Here is a 4,236-nt window from a genome sequence, read left to right as displayed (position 1 = left end):
GCGCCGAGCGCGCGCAGGCCGCGCACGGCGAGTGCGCAGCCGGTGGCGCCGTCGGCGTCGTAGTCGGCCACCACCAGCAGGCGCTTGGGCGAGTAGTCGATCTCGTGCGCCGCCACGCCGCGCGCCGCATACAGCCGCGCCAGCACGGCGCAGCCGAGCTCACGTTCGAGCGCCGCCGCGAGCCCGGGCGCGGGCGCCGGGCGGCGCTCGATCGGCTGGCCAAAGCGCAGCGTCATGGCGCCCGGCGCAGGCGCGCCCGCAGTCGCGCCAGCAGGCCGCGGCGGCGCAGGTCGACGCGCGCACCGGCGGCCAGCAGCGTGACCGACTCGAGCCGGCCGGCGTCGAGCGCCGCCTGCAGTGCGCCGAGCCAGGCCGCGGCGGTGCCGGTTTCGAGCGCCTCGGCGCCAAGTGCCAGCAAGCCGTGACCGGCCGGCGCTGCCGCCAGCCAGGCCTGCGGCGATGACGGCAATGCGTGCAGCCGGCAGCCGGCCAGCCGCGCCAGGCCGCCGACCAGCGGCTGATCGGTCCACACAGCGTTGAACGGCGCCGACCCGAGCGCTGGCGTGCGGCCACCGCCCCACAGCCAAAGGGCATTGGCGGGCGGCAGGTCGCGCGCCTCGCGGGCCTGGTTGACCGGCGCGTCGAACAGCAGCATCTGCAGCTCGTTCAGCCACGCCTGCCAGCGCGGCGCATCACGCCCGCGCGGCTGGCCGGCCGCCACGTCACCGGCCGGCAGCGCGCCCGGCGGGCAGGTGGTGAGGTCCGGCGCGTCATCGCCGAGCAGGTACCAGCGCAGCGGCGCCGCGTAGCGCCAGGTGACCTGCGGGATCACGCCGGCGCTGCTGACGCGCTCGAACAGCGCCCGCGCGTCGGCCTCTCCGAGCGGCGAGCGCTCGAGCGGCAGCAGGCGCAGCGTGGCGCCGGCCGGCAGCAAACAGACTGGGTCCAGGCGCGCGCACCAGCCCGGCGGCGGGGTGCCGAAATCGTGGGTGTAGGTGATGGCCGCCAGCGGCGCGGCGGGGCCGTGCAGCCCGAACAGCGCGCAGACATTGGCGGGGCCGTCCGGCGCGGGCGGCGGCAGGCCAGGCAGCGCGCGCAGGCCGGCGGGCGGCAGGTCGCAGAAGAAAACGGTCAAGCGGGACATGCGCCGCGAGTGTGTCAGAAAAGGTCTGCGCACAACAAAAAAGCCCCCGGTCGCCGACCGGGGGCTTTCTCGGCAGGGGCGGTGGCGGTCAGCCGAGCTTGGCCAGGCGCGCCTTCCAGCGCTCGATCACTTCCGGGTTCTTGGTGTACAGCGGCGGCTCGCCGCGCAGCACGCGGCTCACGTTCTCGAGCGCCGCCACCGGCAGTGAGTCCATCACGTCCTTGGTGTGGCCGATGATGTGCGGCGTCAGGATGACGTTGTCCGAGCCCACGAACTCGCGCAGCGGGCTGTCCATGGGCAGCGGTTCCTGCACGAAGGCATCGAGCGCCGCGCCGGCGATGGCGCCTTCCTTGAGCACCCGGTACAGCGCCGCCTCGTCCACGGCCGCACCGCGCGCGGTGTTGACCAGGTAGGCGGTCGGCTTCATCAGGCGCAGCTCGCGCTCGCCGATCATGGCGCGCGTCTCGTCGGTCACCGTCACGTGCAGGCTCACGAAGTCCGAGCGCCGGAGCAGCTCGTCGAGCTCCACCTTCTTGGTGCCGGCCGGGGCCTTGTCCTGCGGCACGTAGGGGTCGAAATAGAGGATTTCGGTCTCCCAGCCCTGCAGGCGATCGACCACGCCGCGCGCGATGCGGCCCATGCCCACCAGGCCGATGGTGCGCCCGCGCACGCTGCGCGCGGTCAGTTCGCGCGGCCGGGGCAGGTTTTGTGCCAGCAGGCGCTGCTTGAACGGCAGCTGCATGGCCAGCGCCGCGATGAACAGCACCGTGGCCTCGGACATACCAAGGAAGTTCTCGGGCGTGGCGCCGTGGCCGACGATGATGCCGAGCTCGGTGGCGGCGTCGACGTCTATGCTCTCGACGCCGATCACCGGCGACATGATGGCGCGCAGGCGCGGCGCCGCCAGCATGATGGCGCGGTCGATCTTGGTGATGGGGCTGGCCACGATCACGTCGGCGCGGCCGAACAGCCGCTCGTAGTCGGCCGGGTCGTAGACGGTGAAGCCCGGGCCGGTGGCGGCCGGGCCGCGGATGATTTCGCAGTCGAGCTTGCCGAGTGCGTCGGCCAGCACGTCCGAAATCCAGTCCGTGGAAACGAAAATGACCCCCTTGCTCATGCGGTTCTCCTGCGCGTGGGTTGTTGGTGCGGATGGCGTGTGCGCGGGCGGACGCCGCCCCGGGCACCGACCGAACGGTTGGATTGTAGGGCCCGGCCGGCGGGCACGCCAACGGCGCCGCGCGCCGGTGCCACGGGCCGGGCGCGGCCGGCGGCTATAATCGACGGTCTTTTTTAGCCGGATTTTCGCCCCCGATGAATCGCCAGTACGACGCCGCCGCGGTGGAGGCCCAGGCCCAGGCCTGGTGGCAGCAGCACGACGCCTTCGCCGCCGCCGACGACGGGCCGGGCGAGAAGTTCTACTGCCTGTCGATGTTCCCGTACCCGTCGGGGGCGCTGCACATGGGGCATGTGCGCAACTACACCATCGGCGACGTGCTGGCGCGCTACCAGATGATGCAGGGCCGGCGCGTGCTGCAGCCGATGGGCTGGGACGCCTTCGGCATGCCGGCCGAGAACGCCGCCATCCAGCGCGGCATCGCGCCGTCGCGCTGGACCTACGACAACATCGCCCACATGCGCGGGCAGCTCCAGCGCCTGGGCTTCGCCTACGACTGGCGGCGCGAGATCGCCACCTGCCGGCCGGAGTACTACCGCTGGGAGCAGTGGCTGTTCACGCGGCTACTGAAGAAAGGCATCGCCTATCGCAAGCTGGCGGCGGTCAACTGGGACCCGGTCGACCAGACGGTGCTGGCCAACGAGCAGGTGATCGACGGCCGCGGCTGGCGCTCGGGTGCGCTGGTGGAGCGGCGCGAGATTCCGCAGTGGTTCCTGCGCATCACCGCCTATGCCGACGAGCTGCTGCGCGATCTGGACGGTCTGGAGTGGCCGGAGCCGGTCAAGACCATGCAGCGCAACTGGATCGGCCGCTCGGTGGGCATGGAGCTCAGCTTCGAGGTGCCGGGCTACGGGGCGCTGAAGGTGTTCACCACGCGGCCGGACACGCTGTTCGGCGTCACCTACATGGCGGTGGCCGCCGAGCACCCGCTGGCGCAGCAGGTGGCGGCGGCCGATCCCCGGCTCGCCGCGGCCATCGAGAACCTCAAGCCGCGCGAAACCTCCGAGGCGGCGCTGCAGGCGCAGGAAAAGCGCGGCGTCGACACGGGTCTGCGCGCCCGCCATCCGCTGACCGGCGCCGAGCTGCCGGTGTGGGTGGCCAACTTCGTGCTGATGGAGTACGGCGAGGGCGCCATCATGGCGGTGCCCGGCCACGACCAGCGCGACTGGGAATTCGCCCGCCAGTACGGGTTGCCGATCGTGCCGGTGGTGGCGCCCGCAGGTTTCGACGGCGACCCGGCGAGCCTGGTCGAAAACGCCGCCTTCACCGACAAGGGGCGGCTGATCAACTCCGCTGACTTCGACGGGCTGGACTTCCAGGCCGCCTTCGACGCCATCGCCGATCTTGCCGAGCAGCGGGGCCTCGGCGCGCGGCGCGTGCAGTACCGCCTGCGCGACTGGGGCGTGTCGCGCCAGCGCTACTGGGGCTGCCCGATCCCGGTCATCCACTGCGATGCCTGCGGCGCCGTGCCGGTGCCGGACGATCAACTGCCGGTGGTGTTGCCCGAGGACGTGGTGGTGGACGGCAGCGGCTCGCCGCTGGCGCGCATGCCGGAGTTCTACGAGACCACCTGCCCCGAGTGCGGCCGCCCGGCGCGGCGCGAGACGGACACGTTTGACACGTTCTTCGAGTCGTCGTGGTACTTCGCGCGCTTTGCCTGCCCGGATCTCGACACCGCCATGCTGGACGAGCGCGCCGACCGTTGGCTGCCGGTGGACCAGTACGTCGGCGGCATCGAGCACGCCATCCTTCACCTGCTGTACGCGCGCTTTTTCACCAAGCTGATGCGCGACGAGGGGCTGATTTCGATCGGCGAGCCGTTCACGCGCCTGCTCACGCAGGGCATGGTGCTCAAGGACGGCGCCAAGATGTCCAAGTCCAAGGGCAACACGGTGGACCCGCAGGCGCTGATCGACCG

At 71.9% G+C, this 4,236-nt stretch carries 3 protein-coding genes and 1 pseudogene; 1 reads left to right on the top strand and 3 read right to left on the bottom strand.

Annotated elements, in window-relative coordinates; all coding sequences use genetic code 11:
* From PHC73_RS11965 to PHC73_RS11955, 3 genes and pseudogenes are all read right to left on the bottom strand, one after another.
* Window positions 1-236 (bottom strand): annotated as a pseudogene (locus PHC73_RS11965) (hypothetical protein); the annotation flags it as partial.
* Window positions 233-1,135: a hypothetical protein gene (locus tag PHC73_RS11960; RefSeq protein WP_300128522.1), complete on the bottom strand. Its 903-nt coding sequence runs from the start codon at window positions 1,133-1,135 to the stop codon at window positions 233-235. The pseudogene PHC73_RS11965 and the gene PHC73_RS11960, both read right to left, overlap by 4 nt.
* A gap of 97 nt (window positions 1,136-1,232) precedes the next feature.
* The gene (locus PHC73_RS11955; RefSeq protein WP_300128519.1) at window positions 1,233-2,261 is read right to left on the bottom strand and encodes a 2-hydroxyacid dehydrogenase; all 1,029 of its coding nucleotides are present in this window, start codon (window positions 2,259-2,261) and stop codon (window positions 1,233-1,235) included.
* A 194-nt stretch (window positions 2,262-2,455) separates the two neighbouring features.
* Between PHC73_RS11955 and leuS the strand changes: the two genes are divergently transcribed.
* Window positions 2,456-4,236 (top strand): leucine--tRNA ligase (gene leuS / locus PHC73_RS11950; RefSeq protein ID WP_300128516.1); only part of this gene is annotated, 1,781 nt, incomplete at its 3' end.

This window comes from Immundisolibacter sp. (genome assembly GCF_028696615.1).
Lineage (GTDB): Bacteria > Pseudomonadota > Gammaproteobacteria > Immundisolibacterales > Immundisolibacteraceae > Immundisolibacter.
This window is presented reverse-complemented; position numbering and strand designations above follow the sequence as displayed.